The sequence below is a fragment of the Nocardioides donggukensis genome, from assembly GCF_014842875.1.
In the GTDB taxonomy this organism is placed as follows: domain Bacteria; phylum Actinomycetota; class Actinomycetes; order Propionibacteriales; family Nocardioidaceae; genus Nocardioides; species Nocardioides donggukensis.
In genome coordinates this window covers 463,521-481,670 of sequence record NZ_JACYXZ010000003.1, presented here as the reverse complement: position 1 = coordinate 481,670, position 18,150 = coordinate 463,521, and the positions used below count along the sequence as shown (strand labels likewise).

Annotated in this window: 20 protein-coding genes; 9 read left to right on the top strand and 11 right to left on the bottom strand. The window is 71.7% G+C overall.

Features of this window, described 5'->3' with window-relative positions; genetic code table 11:
• Nucleotides 1-61: 61 nt before the first annotated feature.
• Nucleotides 62-940, top strand: coding sequence for a Bax inhibitor-1/YccA family protein (locus tag IE331_RS12545; protein ID WP_192143752.1), 879 nt, complete (start codon nt 62-64; stop codon nt 938-940).
• Nucleotides 941-1,115: 175 nt separating this feature from the next.
• On the opposite strand, the gene IE331_RS12540 is transcribed toward IE331_RS12545, so the two are convergent.
• Complete coding sequence (locus tag IE331_RS12540; protein ID WP_192143751.1) at nt 1,116-2,135, bottom strand: SGNH/GDSL hydrolase family protein; 1,020 nt, start codon at nt 2,133-2,135, stop codon at nt 1,116-1,118.
• 64 nt (nt 2,136-2,199) lie between these two features.
• Here IE331_RS12540 and IE331_RS12535 point away from each other — a divergent pair, with 64 nt between their 5' ends.
• On the top strand, nt 2,200-3,621 hold the full coding sequence (locus IE331_RS12535) for a cystathionine beta-synthase (protein WP_192143750.1): 1,422 nt from the start codon (nt 2,200-2,202) through the stop codon (nt 3,619-3,621).
• 12 nt (nt 3,622-3,633) lie between these two features.
• The gene (locus IE331_RS12530) at nt 3,634-4,413 is read left to right on the top strand and encodes a TSUP family transporter (protein ID WP_192143749.1); all 780 of its coding nucleotides are present in this window, start codon (nt 3,634-3,636) and stop codon (nt 4,411-4,413) included.
• 98 nt (nt 4,414-4,511) lie between these two features.
• On the opposite strand, the gene IE331_RS12525 is transcribed toward IE331_RS12530, so the two are convergent.
• The 4 genes from IE331_RS12525 to IE331_RS12510 are packed head-to-tail and all read right to left on the bottom strand — an operon-like array spanning nt 4,512 to nt 8,155.
• A complete protein-coding gene (locus tag IE331_RS12525; protein WP_192143748.1) occupies nt 4,512-5,462 on the bottom strand; it encodes a glycine betaine ABC transporter substrate-binding protein in 951 nt (316 codons plus the stop codon).
• Between the two features lie 49 nt (nt 5,463-5,511).
• Nucleotides 5,512-6,321: an ABC transporter permease gene (locus IE331_RS12520; RefSeq protein WP_192143747.1), complete on the bottom strand. Its 810-nt coding sequence runs from the start codon at nt 6,319-6,321 to the stop codon at nt 5,512-5,514.
• Nucleotides 6,321-7,514 carry a betaine/proline/choline family ABC transporter ATP-binding protein gene (locus IE331_RS12515; protein WP_192143746.1) on the bottom strand — a complete coding sequence of 398 codons (1,194 nt, stop codon included), beginning with the start codon at nt 7,512-7,514 and terminating at the stop codon, nt 6,321-6,323. The genes IE331_RS12520 and IE331_RS12515 overlap by 1 nt, the downstream gene beginning before the upstream one ends.
• The gene (locus IE331_RS12510) at nt 7,511-8,155 is read right to left on the bottom strand and encodes an ABC transporter permease (RefSeq protein ID WP_192143745.1); all 645 of its coding nucleotides are present in this window, start codon (nt 8,153-8,155) and stop codon (nt 7,511-7,513) included. The genes IE331_RS12515 and IE331_RS12510 overlap by 4 nt, the downstream gene beginning before the upstream one ends.
• Before the next feature lie 208 nt (nt 8,156-8,363).
• On the opposite strand from IE331_RS12510, the gene IE331_RS12505 reads away from it, so the two are divergent.
• From IE331_RS12505 to IE331_RS12495, 3 genes are read left to right on the top strand one after another with little or no spacing between them, the layout of a single operon-like run.
• On the top strand, nt 8,364-9,119 hold the full coding sequence (locus IE331_RS12505; RefSeq protein WP_192143744.1) for a VOC family protein: 756 nt from the start codon (nt 8,364-8,366) through the stop codon (nt 9,117-9,119).
• Between the two features lie 10 nt (nt 9,120-9,129).
• On the top strand, nt 9,130-9,660 hold the full coding sequence (locus tag IE331_RS12500) for a DinB family protein (protein WP_192143743.1): 531 nt from the start codon (nt 9,130-9,132) through the stop codon (nt 9,658-9,660).
• Entirely contained in the window at nt 9,657-10,148 is a 492-nt protein-coding gene (locus IE331_RS12495) for a GNAT family N-acetyltransferase (RefSeq protein WP_192143742.1), read from the top strand. Before IE331_RS12500 ends, IE331_RS12495 begins: the two co-directional genes overlap by 4 nt.
• Here the strand turns inward: IE331_RS12495 and IE331_RS12490 are convergent.
• On the bottom strand, nt 10,083-10,712 hold the full coding sequence (locus tag IE331_RS12490; protein WP_201931748.1) for a GNAT family N-acetyltransferase: 630 nt from the start codon (nt 10,710-10,712) through the stop codon (nt 10,083-10,085). The genes IE331_RS12495 and IE331_RS12490 overlap by 66 nt on opposite strands.
• A 48-nt stretch (nt 10,713-10,760) precedes the next feature.
• Between IE331_RS12490 and IE331_RS12485 the strand changes: the two genes are divergently transcribed.
• From IE331_RS12485 to IE331_RS12475, 3 genes are read left to right on the top strand one after another with little or no spacing between them, the layout of a single operon-like run.
• Nucleotides 10,761-12,185 carry a MoxR family ATPase gene (locus IE331_RS12485; RefSeq protein ID WP_192143741.1) on the top strand — a complete coding sequence of 475 codons (1,425 nt, stop codon included), beginning with the start codon at nt 10,761-10,763 and terminating at the stop codon, nt 12,183-12,185.
• On the top strand, nt 12,182-14,275 hold the full coding sequence (locus IE331_RS12480) for a vWA domain-containing protein (RefSeq protein WP_192143740.1): 2,094 nt from the start codon (nt 12,182-12,184) through the stop codon (nt 14,273-14,275). Before IE331_RS12485 ends, IE331_RS12480 begins: the two co-directional genes overlap by 4 nt.
• 45 nt (nt 14,276-14,320) lie before the next feature.
• Complete coding sequence (locus IE331_RS12475; protein ID WP_192143739.1) at nt 14,321-14,647, top strand: putative quinol monooxygenase; 327 nt, start codon at nt 14,321-14,323, stop codon at nt 14,645-14,647.
• On the opposite strand, the gene IE331_RS12470 is transcribed toward IE331_RS12475, so the two are convergent.
• From IE331_RS12470 to msrA, 5 genes are all read right to left on the bottom strand, one after another.
• Nucleotides 14,648-15,985 carry an ABC1 kinase family protein gene (locus IE331_RS12470; RefSeq protein ID WP_192143738.1) on the bottom strand — a complete coding sequence of 446 codons (1,338 nt, stop codon included), beginning with the start codon at nt 15,983-15,985 and terminating at the stop codon, nt 14,648-14,650.
• Between the two features lie 23 nt (nt 15,986-16,008).
• On the bottom strand, nt 16,009-16,416 hold the full coding sequence (locus IE331_RS12465; protein WP_192143737.1) for a nuclear transport factor 2 family protein: 408 nt from the start codon (nt 16,414-16,416) through the stop codon (nt 16,009-16,011).
• A gap of 33 nt (nt 16,417-16,449) precedes the next feature.
• Nucleotides 16,450-16,701, bottom strand: coding sequence for a hypothetical protein (locus IE331_RS12460; RefSeq protein ID WP_192143736.1), 252 nt, complete (start codon nt 16,699-16,701; stop codon nt 16,450-16,452).
• Between the two features lie 289 nt (nt 16,702-16,990).
• Complete coding sequence (locus IE331_RS12455) at nt 16,991-17,344, bottom strand: hypothetical protein (protein WP_201931747.1); 354 nt, start codon at nt 17,342-17,344, stop codon at nt 16,991-16,993.
• A gap of 99 nt (nt 17,345-17,443) precedes the next feature.
• Entirely contained in the window at nt 17,444-18,088 is a 645-nt protein-coding gene (msrA, locus tag IE331_RS12450; RefSeq protein ID WP_318646820.1) for a peptide-methionine (S)-S-oxide reductase MsrA, read from the bottom strand.
• Nucleotides 18,089-18,150: the final 62 nt, after the last annotated feature.

The following is an 18,150-nucleotide window of genomic DNA, read 5'->3' as shown; positions in this document are numbered from 1 at the left end:
TATGGAAGCGTGGTGCACGTCAGACCGACGGTGCACGTCCGGCCTCTTAGGAGAGACCACGATGAAGAGCAACAACCCGGTGTTCAACCGCTCTGCGGAGTTCAGCGGCGCGGGGAGCAACGCCTACGGCAACCAGAGCTACCAGGGCGGCGGCACGACGTACCCGTCGTACGGCCAGCAGCCCGGGAGCGACCCGTCGCAGTGGGGGACCGGCACTCCCGGAGCCCCGACCACGCCGGTCACCGAAGGCCCGATGACGGTCGACACCGTGGTCCAGAAGACCGCGATCTCGGTCGGCCTGGTGATCCTGACCGCCGCCGTGACCTGGTTCCTGACCCCGGACCTCAGCGACCCCGCCGCAGCCCTCGGCCCGCTGTACCTCGCGATCATGATCGGTGGGTTCGGCGCGTTCGGCCTGTCGATGGTCAACTCGTTCAAGAAGGTGGTCAGCCCGGCGCTGGTGCTGGCCTTCGCGGTCCTCGAGGGCGTCGCGCTGGGCGCGTTCAGCAAGCTGCTTGACGCCCAGTTCGGTGGCCAGGAGAACATCGTCGTCCAGGCGGTGATCGGCACCTTCGCGGCCTTCGCCGGCACGCTCGCGGCGTACAAGTTCTTCGACATCAAGGTCGGTGACAAGTTCCGCACGTTCGTCGTCGCGGCCATGTTCGGCATGATCGCCCTCGGCCTGCTCGAGATGGGGCTGAGCATGTTCAGCAACGAGCTCGGGCTGTTCGGCTTCGGCGCGCTGGGCCTGCTGTTCGCGATCGGCGGACTGGTGCTGGGTGTGTTCATGCTGATCCTCGACTTCGACTTCGTCGAGCGCGGCGTCGCCGCACGCCTCCCGGAGCGCGAGTCCTGGCGCGCTGCGTTCGCGATGACCGTCAGCCTGGTGTGGATCTACACCAACCTGCTGCGGATCCTCGCGATCATGAACTCCGACTGACCGATTCCGGTCGGAGGCCAGCCTCCACGCCGAGCCGTCGTGGGTGTGCCCTTGAGGTGCACCGTCACGACGGCTCGGTGCATTTCGGGCCGACACAAGCGACGGGTCGGTGCATTTCGGGCCGACACAAGCGACGGGTCGGTGCATTTCGGGCCGACACAAGCGACGGGCCGGCTCAGGCCGGGTCGGGGGCCTCGGCATGGTCGGGGGCCTCGGACTCGGTCCGCGGGCCGCGCCGGCGGTGCCGCAGCTCGACCCAGAGCCCGCGGACGCCCCGGGGCGCACCGGCCACCTCCGCGCCGCCGAGCTCGGTGCCCGGGGTCCGGGCCGCCTCGACGGCCGCCCTCGCGATCGGCAGCACACCCTCGCCACGCAGCGCCTCGGGCGTCGCCTCCTCGTCGGGGATCACGCCGAGCGCGGCGAGGATCGAGGGCAGCATCACCGCGCCCAGGGAGGCGTACCCCTCCGCGGAGGGGTGGAACCGGTCCGGTCCGAACAGCAGCGCCGGGGCGGCGGCGAACTCCGGGCCGAGGATCGAGCCCAGGGAGACCGTCCGGCCGCCCGCCTCGACGACCGTGATCGCCTGGGCGGTGGCCAGCCGGCGCGACCAGGCCCGCGCCACCTGACGCAGGGGCGGCGCGATCGGCTTGATCGTCCCCAGGTCCGGGCAGGTGCCGACCACGACCTCGACGCCGGCGTCGCGCAGCCGGCGCACCGCCTCGGCCAGGAAGCGCACCGAGGCTGCCGGCAGCACGGTGTGGGTGACGTCGTTGGCGCCGATGAGGATCACCGCGATGTCCGGCTCGACCGGCAGCGCCTTCTCGACCTGTGTCGCGAGGGCGCTGGACTGGGCGCCGACGACCGCGAACTCCTTGAGGTAGACCCTCCGGTCGGCCCGCTCGGCCAGGCCGGAGGCGAGCACGGCGCCGGGGGTGTCCTCGACGCGCTCCACGCCGTAGCCGGCCGCGCTGGAGTCGCCGAGCAGGGCCATCGTGTACGCCGGCCCGGGCCGGCCGCGGCCGTACCAGCCGGTCGCGTCCGGCGGCTTCCGGTCACCCGGCTCGCCGATCGCCTTCCGGGCCAGGCGCGCCTCGGCGGTCAGCACGCCGTACAGACCGGCGCCCAGCACCGACAGCCCGCCCCCGCCGTACGCGGCGGTGGCGGCGAGTCTCCGAGCGGCAGCAGCTTTCCCCACGCAGGACAGGATAGTGACCGGGCCGACTGTGCTCACGCCGTCCCACGTCAACTAGCCTGCGGGGGTGGACTACGTGAACTCCCTCCTCGACCTCATCGGCAACACCCCGCTGCTGCGGCTCTCGACCTCCCTGGACGGCCTCGGGGACACCGGTGACGCCGAGGGCGGCCCGGGCGCGGGCCCGATCGTGCTCGCCAAGGTGGAGTACCTCAACCCCGGCGGCTCGGTGAAGGACCGGATCGCGACCCGGATGATCGAAGCGGCCGAGGCCAGCGGCGAGCTGCAGCCGGGCGGCACGATCGTCGAGCCGACCTCCGGCAACACCGGGGTCGGGCTGGCGATGGTCGCGCAGGCCAAGGGCTACCACTGCGTCTTCGTGTGCCCCGACAAGGTCAGCGAGGACAAGCGCAACGTGCTCAAGGCGTACGGCGCCGAGGTGGTCGTGTGCCCCACCGCCGTCCCGCCGGAGCACCCCGACGCCTACTACAACGTCTCCGACCGGCTGGCGGCCGAGCCCGGTGCCTGGAAGCCGGACCAGTACTCCAACCCGCACAACCCGCGCTCGCACTACGAGACCACCGGCCCGGAGATCTGGGCGCAGACCGAGGGCCGGATCACCCACTTCGTGTGCGGGGTCGGCACCGGCGGCACGATCAGCGGGGTCGGGCGCTACCTCAAGGAGCAGAACCCGGCCGTGCAGGTGGTCGGCGCCGACCCGGCCGGCTCGGTCTACTCCGGCGGCAGCGGACGGCCCTACCTCGTCGAGGGAGTGGGCGAGGACTTCTGGCCCGACACCTACGACCGTGACGTCGCCGACCGGATCATCGAGGTCTCCGACGCCGACTCCTTCGCCTACACCCGGCGGCTGGCGCGCGAGGAGGCGCTGCTGGTCGGCGGCTCCTCCGGGATGGCCGCCTACGCCGCCAAGCAGCTCGCCGAGGAGCTGGCCGGCACCCCGGAGGGGAAGGACGCCGTGATCGTGGTGCTGCTGCCCGACTCCGGCCGCGGCTACCTCACCAAGGTCTTCAACGACGAGTGGCTGGGTCAGTACGGCTTCGTCTCCGGCTCCGGCGACGAGACCGTCCGCACCGTCGGCGAGGTGCTGCGCGGCAAGGACGGCCGGCTCCCCGACCTCGTGCACACGCACCCGGCGGAGACCATCGCGGAGGCCGTGCACATCCTCCAGGAGTACGGCGTGTCCCAGATGCCCGTGGTCCGCGCCGAGCCGCCGATCGTCGCGGCCGAGGTGGCCGGGTCTGTCTCCGAGCGGACCCTGCTCGACGCGCTGTTCGCGGGCTCGGCGAAGCTCACCGACAAGGTCGAGGACCACATGTCCGACCCGCTGCCCTCCATCGGCTCCACGGAGGCCGCCCAGGACGCGGTGGCGCTGCTGGAGTCGGCGGACGCCGTGCTCGTGCAGGAGGACGGCAAGCCGGTGGGGGTGCTGACCAGGCAGGACCTGCTGGCCTACCTCGCCCGTGCCTGAGGGACTCCGGCGGTGTCCGATCCGTCACTGACCCTTCTTCTGCTGCTCGGGCTGGCCGCGCTCGCAGCGGGGTACGTCGACGCGGTGGTCGGCGGCGGTGGGCTGATCCAGCTCCCCGCACTCGTGGTCGCGTTCCCGGGGGCCGCCCCGCTGCAGGTGCTGGCGACCAACAAGCTGGCCAGCGTCTGCGGCACGACGGTGAGCTCGGCGACGTACTACCGGCGGGTGCGGCCGCACGCCGGGACGTTCCTGCCACTGATGGGGTTCGCGTTCCTCGGCGCCGTCGGCGGCGCGCTGGCCGCCGCGCTCATCCCGAAGTCGGCCTTCAACCCGATCATCCTCGTCGTGCTGGTCCTCGTGGGTGCCTACGTGCTGCTCAAGCCCGCGATCGGGGAACTCACCGAGCTCCGGTTCGCCGGGCACCGGCACACCGCGGCGGCGATGCTGACCGGTCTGGTGGTCGGCTTCTACGACGGGGCGCTGGGCCCCGGCACCGGCTCGTTCTTCGTGTTCACGCTCGTGGGACTGCTCGGCTACAACTTCCTCGAGGCCTCGGCCAAGGCCCGGCTGGCGAACTGGGCCACGAACGTGGCGGCACTGGTCGTGTTCGTCCCCCAGGGCGTCGTGCTCTGGGAGGTGGGCCTGCTGATGGGCCTGGCCAACCTGGTCGGCGCCTACGTCGGCGCCCGGATGGCCGTGGCCCGCGGCGCCCGCTTCGTGCGGGTGTTCTTCGTGGTGGTGGTCTCCGCCTTCATCGTCCGGATCGGTGGCGACGTCGCCGGCCTGTGGTGACGTGACCGCCCCCACCACGTGCGACAGGCAGGCCCCGGATGACCGGGACCTGCCTGTCGGGTGCTCGTCGGTGACCCGCGTGGGTCATCCTGTTGTGCTCAGAGCAGGCCGTTCTCGTTCAGCCAGTCCTCGGCGACCTTCTCGGGCTGCAGGAGGTTGACCGAGACCTCCTCGTTCATCCCGTTCATCGCGTCCTGGGTGAGCGCCTCGGCGATCGGGTCGAAGATCTCGTCGAGCGCGTCGCCGTACTCGTCGTAGATGTCCTGGGTGAACACCGGGCTCGGGTTGTAGAGGGGGAAGAAGCCCTCGTCGTCCTCGAGCACGGTCAGGTCCAGCGCGGCGATGCGGCCGTCGCTGGTGAACACCTCACCGAAGTTGCACGGGTCCTGCTTGTCGGCGGCCGTGTAGACCAGCGCGGTGTCGAGCACCGTCACCTGGTTGTTGGGCACCTCGAAGCCGTAGGCCTTCTCCATGCCCGGGAGGCCGTCGTCGCGGGTGGAGAACTCGCTCTCCACGCACACCGACGCCGCGGACGGGTCGCTCTTCAGGAGCTCCCCCAGGTCGGAGATCGTCTCGGGGTTCCCGAGCTCGTCGGCCGCCTCGGTCGGGTAGGCCAGACCGTAGGTGTTGTTGAACTCGGCCGGGGAGAGCCAGACCAGGTTGTTCTGCTTCTTGTCCCGCTCGGCGACCGCCTCGTACTGCTCGATGCGGTCCGGGATCGGCTTGGTCTCCTTGAAGAAGGAGATCCAGGCGGTGCCGTTGTACTCCCAGTAGGTGTCGATCTCACCGGAGGTGAGCGCCGCGCGGGCCGCGTCGGTGCCGCCCAGGTTGATCTGGTCGGTGACGTCGGCGCCGGCGTTCTCGAGCGCCAGCTTGCTGATGTTGCCCAGGATCAGCTGCTCATCGAAGTCCTTGGACCCGACGGTGATCGAGGCTCCCTCGAGCGTCCCCTCGCCCCCGCCGGAGCTGTCGTCTCCACCGCAGGCGGTGAGGGCCAGGGCGAGGGTCATGGTCGCCCCCGTGGCGGCCAGGAAGTTCTTGCTTCTCATTGTCGTCCTTTCGATCGTTCGGTCGGGCGTCGTGGGCGGAGGTGTGGGATCACAGTCCGCGGGGTGAGAGGAAGTGCCCGGCGACTCCCGCCAGGTAGTCGACGAGCAGCGCCAGGCCGGAGGCCATGACGACGCCGGTGATCAGGACCGGGTCCCGGTTGAGCCCGATGCCCTGGAAGATGACGAACCCGAGCCCGCCGGCACCGAAGAAGGTGGCGAGGGTCGCGGTGCCGACGTTGATCACCAGCGCGGTGCGGATGCCGGCGATCATCACCGGGATCGCGAGCGGGAGCTCGACCTGCATGAGCACCTGCATCGGGGAGAGCCCCATGCCGCGGGAGGCCTTGATGAAGCTGTGGTCCACCTGCTGGAGCCCGACCATGGTGTTGCGCAGGATCGGCAGCGCGGAGTAGGCCACCAGCCCGATGATCACCGGGGTGAAGCCGATCCCCATCCAGATGACCACGATCGTGATCAGTCCGAGTGAGGGGATCGCCTGGCCGCCGTTGGCGATGGCCAGCGTGATCGGCACCGCCCTGCGTGCGAACGGGCGGGTCAGGATGACGCCCAGCGGGATCGCGATCGCGATCACGATGGCGGTCGAGACGGCGACCAGCTGCAGGTGCTCGACGAGCTTCTCGGTCAGCACCCGCTGGTTGAGCACCCGCTGCTCGATGCTGTCGAGCTCGCGGCCCTGGATCCAGATGTAGGTCGCGCCCAGGATCAGGATCAGGAAGACCGGCATCCCGAACCAGCCGATGAGCGAGCGGTGCGTGCTCGAGGTCTCGATCTTGACCGGGGTCCCGGTCTGGGCCCCGATGGTCTCCTCGGGGTGCTCGGTGGCGGTGTCCGTGGCCATCAGACCTCCACGGTGTCGGGGTTCTTGGCCGCGAGGTAGAAGCGCGCGTGCTGCTCACGCATCGCCCGCACGGCGGCCATGATCGTCTCCAGGTCGACCACGCCGAGGTAGGCGCCGTCGCCGTCGGCGACGATCGCGCAGCCGCCGTTGGAGCTGATCAGCTCGTTGAGCGCGTCGGAGAGCGTGGCGTGCGGCTCGACCACCGCCCGCGCCTTGAGGCCCATCGTCGTGGGGTCGAAGCCCGGTCGCCTCAGGTCCTGGGCGTTCACCCACCGCGTGGGGCGCTTCCGGTCGTCGAGCAGCAGGATCGCCGACCACTCCGAGGCGTCGAGTCGCCTGGCCAGCTCGTCCGCGGGCTCGTCCATCCGCCCGATCGGGGCGTCGGTGGCCATCTCGATGTCCCGGATCCGCGAGAGGTTGAGCCGCTTGAGCGAGGCACCGGACCCGATGAAGTCCGCGACGTAGTCGTCGGCCGGGTTGGTGAGGATGGCCTCGGGGGTGTCGAACTGCGCGATGTGCGACTGGTCGCGGAGCACCACGATCCGGTCGCCCATCTTGATCGCCTCGTCGATGTCGTGGGTGACGAAGATGATCGTCTTCTGGATCTGCGCCTGGAGCCTGAGGAACTCGTTCTGCAGTCGCTCCCGGGTGATCGGGTCGATCGCGCCGAACGGCTCGTCCATCAGCATCAGCGGCGGGTCGGCGGCCATGGCACGGGCCACGCCCACGCGCTGCCGCTGCCCACCGGAGAGCTCCTTGGGGTAGCGGTTGCGGTAGACGTCGGGGTCCATCCCGACCATCGTCAGCAGCTCGTCGACGCGCTCGGAGATGCGCTGCTTGTCCCACCCGACCAGCTTCGGCACGGTCGCGATGTTGTGCGCGATGGTGCGGTGGGGGAGCAGGCCGGTCTCCTGGATCACGTAGCCGATCCGGCGGCGGAGCTCGTCCGGGTCGCTGTTGGTGACGTCCTCGCCCTCGAGGATGATCCGGCCGGAGGTCGGTTCGATGAGCCGGTTCACCAGCTCCATGGACGTGGTCTTGCCGCAGCCGGACGGGCCGACGAAGACGACGATCTCGCCCTTCTTCACCGTGAGGCTGAGCTTGTCGACGGCGGGGTTGGCCTGGCCGGGGAAGTGCTTGGTCAGCTCGTCGAGCTCGATCATCACTTCGTTGCTGGATTCGGTCTGGGTCATCGGATACCTCGCGGTGTCGTGAAGCGTCGGACAAGGACGAAGGCGCCGTCGAAGGCGAGCGCGATCACGACGATCGCGAGCGTGCCCCCGTAGACGAGGTTCTCGGCGCCGGGGTTGCCGAGCGACCGGATGCCTCGGAAGATCTCGTTGCCGAGACCCGGGCCGCCCACGAAGACGGCGATCGCGGCGATCCCGATCGTGACCTGGGTGGAGACCCGGAGCCCGGTGACGATCACCGGCCAGGCCAGGGGGAGCTCCACCAGCCCGAGCCGGCGCCAGGAGCCCATCCCCATGCCGCGCGAGGCCTTGACGATGGCCGGGCTGACCGAGGAGAGGCCGGCGACCGTGTTGCCGACGATCGGCAGCAGCGCGTAGAGCGTGAGGGCGACGATCGCCGGCGGTGACCCCAGCCCGAAGACCGGGATGAAGATCGCGAAGAGCGCGAGCGAGGGGATCGTCAGGAAGAAGGAGGTGGTGCTCATGATCGGTGGTCGCAGCACCGAGGACCGGTGGGCCAGGATCCCGAGCGGCACTCCCACGGCGGTCGCGATCAGCATCGTGATGGCGACCAGCTGCAGGTGTTCGAGGGAGAGCTCTATGAGGTTTTCGTAGCTGTTGGAGAGGTACTCGGAGAAAGTCATGAGCTCCATCTCGTCGGGGACAGGGTCGAGCGTGTGCGACCGTTTCCTCCCCGGCCGAGCACCCTCACGCGGGCCGACCCGAGCGGCACGCGCCCCGTCAATCTAGCCGAGTCGGCACGATCATGCCTGCTCAGGACGCTGTCTTTAGCGAATCGATATCCGGCGGCGGCGGTGCCGCGGCGGCCGCCGGGCGCCGTACGGTGGCCCGATGAGCCCGTTCTGGATCTCGGCGTTCCTCGACCTCACGACCGACGACCTGCCGGTCTCGGTGCCCTTCTGGCGGGCGGTGACCGGCTACCGGATGTCGCCGCCGCGCGGCGGGCTCGACGAGTTCGCGTCGCTGCTCCCCGCCGACGGCGACGACTTCCTCCGGGTCCAGCGGGTGGTGGACGGGCCCTGCGGGATCCACCTCGACCTGCACGTGCAGGATCCCCGGACCGCCGCCGACCAGGCCGTCTCGCTGGGCGCGACCGAGGTCGTCGACGAGGGGTACGTCGTGCTGCGCTCGCCGGGCGGCATGACCTTCTGCCTCGTGTCCCACCCGGCGTCCCGGCGGCCGGCTCCGGTCGACTGGGGCGACGGCGCGACCAGCCTGGTGGACCAGGTCTGCCTCGACATCCCCGCCGAGGCGTTCGACGCCGAGCGGGACTTCTGGATCGCGCTCACGGGGTGGCAGCCGACCGGGCACGCGCGGGAGGAGTACCTGCCGCTGTTCCGGCCGGCCGGCATCCCGTTGCGCCTGCTGCTCCAGCGGCTCGACGAGCCGTCCGGGCCGGTGCGCGCCCACCTCGACCTGGCCAGCGACGACCGAGCCGCGGAGGTACGCCGCCACGTGGGGCTGGGCGCGGTCGTCGAGGCCGAGCAGCCCACCTGGACGCTGCTGCGCGACCCGGCCGGCGCGGCGTACTGCGTGACCGACCGGCTCCCGGAAACCGGGCTGCCGAGGGAGGCCGAGGACCGCTAGCGTCGCCGGCATGGACGACGACGACCGCACCCGACCACCGACCTCCGGCGACGAGGTGGCCACCCTGGTCGGGTTCCTCGACCACCACCGCGACACCCTCCGGTGGAAGACGGCCGGGCTGGACGGGGAGGAGCTGGCCCGGCCGCTGCCGCCGTCCACGATGACGCTGGGCGGTCTGCTCAAGCACCTGGCCCTCGTGGAGGACTGGTGGCTCTCCGAGGTGCTGCTGGCACGCGAGGCCGACCCGGCCTTCCGCGAGGTCGACTGGGACGCGGACCCGGACTGGGAGTGGCACACCGCCGCCGAGGACAGCCCCGAGGAGCTGATCGCCCTCTTCGACCGGATCGTCGCCCGGTCGCGGGCAAACCTGGCGCTCGCGCTCGACGAGGGCGGGCTGGACCGGCCGGCCGACCGACCCGGACGCGGGGGCGAGCGCCGCAGCCTGCGCTGGATCCTCGTCCACCTGATCGAGGAGTACGCCCGCCACAACGGCCACGCGGACCTGCTCCGGGAGGCCGTCGACGGGCAGGTGGGCGAGTGATCCGCGACGCCACCGACAAGGACTGGCCGGCGATCTGGCCGATCTTCCACACGGTGGTCGAGGAGGGTGAGACCTACGCCTACCCGTCCGGGCTCACGTCCGAGGAGGCCCGGGAGCTGTGGACCGCGGGAGCGCACGTGGTCGTGCTCGAGGAGGACGGCGTCGTGCTCGGCACCGCGCGGATGGGTCCGAACCGGCCCGGCAGCGGCTCGCACATCGGGACGGCGAGCTTCATGGTCGCCGACGCGGCCCGAGGCCGGGGTGTCGGCCGCCGGCTGGGGGAGCACTGCGTGGCCTGGCACCGCGAGGCGGGGTTCCGCGGCATCCAGTTCAACGCGGTCGTGGAGACCAACACCGCCGCCGTCCGCCTCTGGCAGGAGCTCGGCTTCACGATCGTCGGCACGGTCCCGGGGGCGTTCCGCTCACCCACCCAGGGCTACGTCGGCCTGCACGTGATGTTCCTGCCGCTCGACCGAGACCTCGACTGAGACCTCGACGGGGACCTCGACTGAGACCTCGTCCGGGCTTCCGATGGGGCTCCCGACCGACTCCGGCAGGGCCATCAGCAGAACCGGCTCCCGGTCGGCCGGCAGCCAGGCCGGGCGGGCCTCGCCGACCACCTGCCAGCCGCGGTGCCGGTACACCTCGACCGCGGTGCCGTGGGTGCGCACCACGTCGAGCACCGGCAGCCGGCCGGTGCCTCGGATGAAGGCGACCGCCTCGTCCAGCAGCCGGCCCCCGACACCGCGGCCGACCAGGTCGACGGCCACGAAGAGCACCGAGATCGCGGCCACCCCGACCCCTCCGGTCGCGCCGCGGAGCACCTCGCGGACCCCGAGGTCGCGGACCTGGCCGACGGCGGCGTGCCCGACCACCCGACCGTCGACCTCGGCGACCCAGGCCCGCTCCTCGTCGTCGCGGACCAGGAACTCCTCGACCGGGAACGGCAGCGGCCAGCGCACGGGGTAGCCCGAGGACGGCTGCTGCTCGCCCAGCAGCCGGACCAGCTCGGGCAGGTCGTCCGGGCGCCGCGGCCGCAGGGTGGTGGTCACCGGGAGACCGTATCCCGAGGCTTGACCCGCAGGACTAGCGTGAAACCCGTGACTGCCACGACCTCCACGTCCACGGGGCAGCCCCCCGCCACCACCGTCGGCGAGCTGCGCGCCAGCGGGCACCGGGCGAAGTCGGTCCGCAGTGAGATCCGGGACAACCTGCTCGCCGCGCTCGCCGAGGGCCGGGACCCCTGGCCCGGACTGCACGGCTTCGAGGGCAGCGTCATCCCGCAGCTGGAGCGGGCCCTGATCGCCGGCCACGACGTGGTCCTGCTCGGCGAGCGCGGCCAGGGCAAGACCCGGGTACTGCGCACGCTGGCCGGCCTGCTCGACGAGTGGACACCGGTCCTGGCCGGGTCCGAGATCGGCGAGCACCCCTACGAGCCGGTCACGGTCGCCTCCATCCGCCGGGCCGCCGAGCTCGGCGACGAGCTCCCCGTGGTCTGGCAGCACCGCGACGAGCGGTACGCCGAGAAGCTGGCCACCCCGGACACCTCGGTGGCGGACCTGATCGGCGACGTCGACCCGATGAAGGTCGCCGAGGGGCGCAGCCTGGGCGACCCGGAGACGATCCACTTCGGGCTGATCCCGCGCAGCCACCGGGGCATCGTCGCCATCAACGAGCTGCCCGACCTCGCCGAGCGGATCCAGGTGGCGATGCTGAACGTGATGGAGGAGCGCGACATCCAGATCCGCGGCTACGTGCTCCGGTTGCCCCTCGACGTCCTGGTGCTGGCCAGCGCGAACCCCGAGGACTACACCAACCGCGGCCGGATCATCACCCCGCTCAAGGACCGCTTCGGCGCCGAGATCCGCACCCACTACCCGCTCGAGCTCGCCGACGAGGTGGCGGTGATCCGGCAGGAGGCGCACCTGGTGGCCGAGGTGCCCGACGTGCTGGTCGAGATCCTGGCCCGCTTCACCCGGGCGCTGCGCGGCTCGAACGCCGTCGACCAGCGCTCCGGCGTCTCGGCACGGTTCGCGATCGCCGGTGCCGAGACCGTCGCCGCGGCCGCCCTGCACCGTGCCACCGTGCAGGGCGAGGAGGGAGCCGTGGCCAGGGTCGTCGACCTCGAGACGGCCGTCGACGTGCTCGGCGGGAAGATCGAGTTCGAGACCGGCGAGGAGGGGCGGGAGCGCGAGATCCTCGACCACCTGCTGCGCACCGCGACCGCCGAGGCGGTGCGCGACCACTTCCGGGGCCTCGACCTCGGAGCGCTGGTCGAGGCCATCGAGGACGGCGCCACCGTCGTCACCGGCGAGCAGGTCACCGCCCGCGACTTCCTCACCGGGCTGCCGCCGCTGCCGCCCTCCGAGGCGGGCGAGGCCGACGTCTACGACCGGATCTGCGAGCGGCTCGGCGCCACGGACGACGGCAGCCGGGCGAGTGCCGTCGAGCTGGCCCTGGAGGGGCTCTACCTGGCCCGCCGCGTGGCCAAGGAGTCCGGTGACGGGGAGACGGTCTACGGATGAGTCCCCCGCGGCCCGAACGGCCTAGGCGGACCGGGCGGCCCGGCCGGCCGGGCCACCGCTCCCGCTACGGCAGGTACGCCGGTGGGCCGGACCCGCTCGCGCCGCCGGTGGACCTGGGCGAGGCGCTCGACGCCATCGGCGAGGACGTCATGGCCGGCTACAGCCCGGAGCGGGCGATGCGGGAGTTCCTGCGCCGCGGCGGGCAGGACCAGGCCGGGCTCGACGAGCTGGCTCGCCGGGTGGCCGCGAAGCGCCGGGAGATGCTGGACCGGCACGACCTCGACGGGACGATGCGCGAGGTCCGGGAACTGCTGGACCGGGCGGTGCTCGAGGAGCGCAAGCAGCTGGCCCGCGACCTCGACGACGAGGCCCGGTTCGCCGAGATGCAGATCGGCAGCCTGCCGCCCTCCACCGCGGCTGCGGTGGCCGAGCTCAGCGACTACTCGTGGCGCAGCCCGTCGGCGAGGGAGGACTACGAGCGGATCAAGGACCTGCTCGGTCGGGAGCTGCTGGACCAGCGGTTCGCCGGCATGAAGCAGGCACTGGAGGGCGCCACCGACGAGGACCGCGAGCGGGTCGACGCGATGCTCGGCGACCTCAACGAGCTGCTCGAGGCCCACGCCCGGGGTGAGGACACCACCGAGCTCTTCGACGAGTTCATGGACCAGCACGGCGACTTCTTCCCCGAGCGCCCGGCGAACGTGGAGGAGCTGCTGGACTCCCTGGCACAGCGGGCCGCCGCCGCCCAGCGGATGCGCAACTCGATGACGCAGGAGCAGCGCGACGAGCTCGACGCGCTCGCCCAGCAGGCGTTCGGGGGACCGGGGCTCCAGCAGGCGCTCTCCCGGCTGGACCAGAACCTGCAGTCCCTGAGACCCGGCGAGGACTGGGGCGGCTCCGAGCGCTTCGACGGCGAGCAGGGCCTCGGGCTCGGGGACGGCACCGGCGTGCTCCAGGACCTGGCCGACCTCGACGAGCTCGCCGAGCAGCTCTCGCAGGCCTACCCCGGGGCCAGGCTCGACGACGTCGACCTCGACACCCTCTCCCGGCAGCTCGGACCCGAGGCGGCGGTGAGCGCCCGCACCCTGGCCGAGCTCGAGCAGGCACTGCGCGAGTCCGGCTACCTCGACCGTGGGACCGACGGGCAGCTCCGGCTCTCGCCGAAGGCGATGCGCCAGCTCGGCAAGGCGCTGCTCAAGGACGTCGCGACCCGGATGTCAGGCCGGCAGGGCGCCCGCGACCTGCGCCAGGCCGGAGCCGCCGGCGAGCGCAGCGGAGCCTCCCGGCCCTGGGAGTTCGGCGACACCGAGCCGTGGGACATCCCGCGGACGGTGACGAACGCGGTGCTCCGCCAGGCGGGTGGTCCCGAGACGGTCGCCGGCGGTCCCGCACCGACCAGCGGGCGGGTGCGGCTCAGCGTCGAGGACGTCGAGGTGCAGGAGACCGAGGCCCGCACCCAGGCGGCGGTGGCCCTGCTCGTGGACACCTCGTTCTCGATGGCGATGGACGGCCGCTGGGTGCCGATGAAGCGCACCGCCCTGGCCCTGCACACGCTGATCCGGAGCCGGTTCCGCGGCGACGCCCTCCAGCTGATCGGCTTCGGCCGGGAGGCCCGCGTGATGGAGATCGAGCAGCTCACCGCGCTCGACGCCCGCTGGGAGAAGGGCACCAACCTGCACCACGGGCTGCTGCTCGCGAACCGGCACTTCCGCCGGCACCCGAGCGCCCAGCCGGTGCTGCTGATCGTCACTGACGGCGAGCCGACCTCACACCTCGGGCCCGGCGGCGACGTGATGTTCGCCTACCCGCCGCACCCGCACACGATCGCGCTCAGCGTGCGCGAGCTCGAGGGCTCCGCCCGGCTCGGTGCCCAGACCACCTTCTTCCGCCTGGGGGAGGACCCCGGCCTGGCCCGCTTCATCGAGCACCTCGCCCGACGGGTGGACGGGCGGGTGGTCGCCCCGGAGCTGGACGACCTCGGCGCCGCCGTGGTCGGCTCCTACCTGGGCTCGCGAGGCCCCGGGGGCCCGGGCGGACCGCCCGGCGCGGAGCCCGGCGGCTGGTTCGGCCGCGGGTTCTGGGTGGGCTGAGCCGCACGGACCACGACCGAACAACGAACCGGAGAGGAGCCGACGATGATCTTCATCTGCGTCAAGTGGAAGGTGAAGCCCGAGCATGCCGATCAGTGGATCGAGCTGACCCGCGACTTCACCGAGGCGACCCGGGCGGAGGAGGGGAATCTCTTCTTCGACTGGTCGCGCAGCGTCGAGGACCCGAACCAGTACGTCCTCATCGAGGCGTTCCGCGACGATGCCGCCGAGGCCCACGTCACCAGCGACCACTTCAAGCGTGCCCAGGCCGAGCTGCCGGCGTACGTCCAGGAGACCCCGCTGGTGCGCAACGTCCTCATGGAGGGCGACCACTGGGACCGGCTGGGGGAGTTCGAGATCCCCCAGGCCTAGTCAGGCCGGCTCGGCGAACCCGGGCAGCGACTCGGTGAGGATGTCGCGGAAGCCGACCTCGGCCTCGAGCTGGCTCAGCACGCCGATCGCACCCAGCCAGGTGCGGTGGATGAGCAGGTACGACGGCGGCAGGTTCAGCTTCAGGGCGATCGTGTACGACGGGTTGCGGGGGTTGTTGACCCGCTCGAACTGCTCCCGCATCCAGGCGCGGGAGAACCGGAACGTCTCGGTGCGGGTCGGCTCCACGAACGGCGAGAGGTAGTCGAGCAGCTCGACCGGGTCGATCCTCACCCGGTCCTTGACGAACCCCTCCGCCCGGAGCCCGGCCAGCAGGTGCTCGTGGTCCCTGCGGGTGGCGATCCGGATCAGCGAGCCCATCGCGGAGGGCAGGCTCCGGTCGGGGAGCCGGGCGACGGCGCCGAAGTCGAGGACCCCGAGCCTCCCGGGACCGCCGTCGGCACCGGGCAGCAGCCGGTAGTTGCCGGGGTGCGGGTCGGCGTGCAGCATGCCGGTGCGCGCCGGGCCCGCGAACAGGAACTTCACGAAGCGCTCGGCGTAGTGGTCCCGCTCGGCCTGGCTGCCGTCCGCGATCACCGACGCCAGGGAGGCGGGCGAGTCCATCCACTCGGTGACCAGGACGGTGGCGCCGACGGCCACCACGTCGGGCACCACGATCTGCTCGTCCTCGCGGAACGCCGCGGCGAAGGCCCGCTGGGCCTCGGCCTCGAGCTCGTAGTCGAGCTCGTCGTTGGCCCGGTCCTGCAGCTCGGTGACCAGCGGCTTGAGGTCGAAGCCGGGGAACAGCGGCCCGATCGTGCGCGCCAGCCGGGAGATCTGGCGCAGGTCGGAGCGGAGCGCCTCACCGGCGCCGGGGTACTGCACCTTGACCGCGACCTCGCGGCCGTCCGCCCAGCGGCCCTTGTGCACCTGGCCGATCGAGGCGGCCGCGGCCGGGGCGCCGTCGAGGTGGACCAGCCGCTCGTTCCAGTCGGCCCCGAGGTCGCGAGCCAGGATGTCGCGGACCGTCTGGGTGGGCATCGGCGGCGCCGAGTCCTGGAGCCTGACGAGCTCGTCGCGGTAGGGCGCCATCTTGTCCTCGGGGAGGGCCCCTTCGAGCACCGAGAGCATCTGGCCGAACTTCATCGCGCCGCCCTTGAGCTCCCCGAGCGTGCGGAACAGCTGCTCGGCTGTGCGCTGCTGCACGTCCGCCAGGACCGCCTCGGCCGGCTTGCCGCCGAGCCGCTTGCCGAGCCCGACCGCGTTGCGTCCGGCGTAGCCCAGCGGCAGTGCGGCGAGCCGCGCCGTACGCGCTGCCGCCTTGCGGGGAAGATCGTTCACCGGGGCCGTCCTCTCGGGTTGGCTCAAGTGTGCCGGACGCCCCCATGCCCGAGCCGTTCCGCCATCCGCTCCATCAGCGCGTGCAGCGCCCGGACCGGGCGCACCATGACCGTGAAGGCGACGATCCGACCGTTGTCGTCCCAGGTGATCCGGTCGATGCCGGAGATCTCCAGGTCGCCGACGGTGGAGGTGAACTCGAGGATCGCGTCGCGCTCGCGGATCCACTCGTCGACGTAGCTGAAGCCGTCACCCAGCACGACCATGGCCGCGCCGAGGTAGGCCGCCACCAGCTCACGACCCTCCTGCGGGGCGTGCACGGCGGGGGAGCGGAAGACGGCGTCCTCGGCGATCAGCTCCGGCAACCGGTCCGGGCTGTGCGAGGCGATGACGTCGTGCCAGCGGGCGAGGCCGATCTCGGCGGGTGTGGGCATGCCCGATTCGACCACACGGCACCGCCGGGCTGGTCAGTCCCGGGTGCTCCGGATGCCGATCGCGACGCCCTGCGCGACGATCCCGACCAGGAGCATGATCGACCCGATCGAGGCGATCAGCGCCCCCATGATCACGCTGCTGCGCTCGTCGGCGTTGCCGAGCACGAGGCCGCCGACCAGGCCCACGACCCAGCCGACGAGGATGTATCCGGAGGGGCTCAGTCCCAGGACCGCGTCCCCGACGAGGCCGCGGTCATCCGAGGTTTCCTGCTCTGCGTTCGTCATGCCACAGGACTGTAGAGGCGCCGCGCCCGGCCGCGCCGCGGATCGCGGGCATCGCGGAGACCGGGTCGTGTGCCTGAGGACGGTCTAGAGCGCGTTGTCAGGCACACGACCCGAGGTCATCGGCGGCTTAGGCGTCCTTGGGGAACGGGACTCCGGTCGCGGAGTGGCAGCGGTAGCCCCACGGCACCTTGGCGAGGTACTGCTGACCGATCCGTCGACGTAGCGAGTTGGCTTCAGGCAGGGCCCGGATCGCGGCATCAGGTGCCGACGTCCGGCGGCCTGTCCCTCGTCAGCCGTCGGCGTCGTCAGCGGCTGCGTGTGGCTCCAAGTAGCTCACGGCCACCCCGAGCGACCGCGCATGGTCGATCTCGCGGCGGGTGCTCTCCCCGACGTGGTCGCCCACGTTGACGACGAGGACCTCGTCCGCCATCGAGACCTTCTGGAGGTGCACCCGGCCGAGCCATGCGCGTTCCTCCGCGTCGAGATCCCGTGACGGCGCCAGCGCGGCCGGGGTCAGCACCACGTGCCCGGTGAGCGTCAGCTCGGCGTCGAGACGCTCGAACTCCCGACGGAATCGCATGGAGCCGCAGAGCGTGATGACGGTGAACTCATCGGGCGCGGTGCGCGGCTTCCCACGTGGCACGCCAAGGAGGCTAGCAACACCCGGGTCGGAGGCCGGGTCGTGTGCCTGAGGACGGGCCATGGCGCGTTGTCAGGCACACGACCCGAGGTCATCGGCGTCTTAGGCGTCCTTGGGGAACGGGACTCCGGTCGCGGAGTGGCAGCGGTAGCCCCACGGCACCTTGGCGAGGTACTGCTGGTGCTGGTCCTCGGCGTAGTAGTAGGTCCCGGCCGGCTCGATCTCGGTGGTGATCTCGCCGTAGCCGGCCGCGGCCAGGGCGGGCGCGTAGGCCTCGGTCAGCTCCCGGGCGACGCGCTCCTGCTCGGGCGTGGTCGTGTAGATCGCCGAGCGGTACTGCGTGCCGCGGTCGTTGCCCTGGCGCATCCCCTGGGTCGGGTCGTGCACCTCGTAGAAGGCGCGCAGCAGGTCGGCGTAGGACACCACGGCCGGGTCGTAGACGACGCGCACGGCCTCGGTGTGCCCGGTGCGTCCCGAGCAGACCTCCTCGTAGGACGGGTGCGGCGTGGAGCCGCCCGCGTAGCCGACCGAGGTGGACCACACGCCCGGCAGCTTCCAGTAGACCTCCTCGGCACCCCAGAAGCACCCGAGCCCGAAGATCGCCACCTCGTGGCCCTCGGGGACCTCGTCGGTGACCAGCGGGGCGTCGAGGACGGCGTGCCGGGTGGCGAGGTGGAACGGGCGCTCGGCCCGGCCGGGCAGCGCCTCGTCGGCGGCGGGGACGGTGGCGGGCTTGCGAGAGAACACGGTGCGACTCCTCGTCATCGGGGGACACCTGCTCCAACGAACGGGGCGGCCGAATCCTTCCC